Source organism: Providencia sp. UF-183 (assembly GCF_058246155.1).
Map to the genome: position 1 here is coordinate 1 of NZ_JBSICD010000102.1, position 263 is coordinate 263.

At 62.7% G+C, this 263-nt stretch carries 1 protein-coding gene; it reads left to right on the forward strand.

Annotation, left to right across the window (positions count from 1 at the left end; translation table 11 throughout):
• Positions 1–263: ATP-binding cassette domain-containing protein (locus tag AC4IFT_RS22535; RefSeq protein WP_490752967.1), on the forward strand; the 263-nt coding region annotated here is incomplete at both ends.

Consider the following 263-nt stretch of genomic DNA (forward strand, 5'->3'; position numbering starts at 1 on the left):
GTCCTACATCCGCCTCGGCCAGTCGGCCACCACGCTCTCCGGCGGTGAGGCGCAGCGCGTCAAGCTGGCGCGCGAGCTGTCGAAACGCGGCACCGGCCAGACGCTGTATATTCTCGACGAGCCGACCACCGGTCTGCACTTCGCCGATATCCAACAGCTGTTGGCGGTACTGCATCAGCTGCGCGATCAGGGCAATACCATCGTGGTCATCGAGCATAACCTGGACGTGATCAAAACCGCCGACTGGATCGTCGATCTAGGGC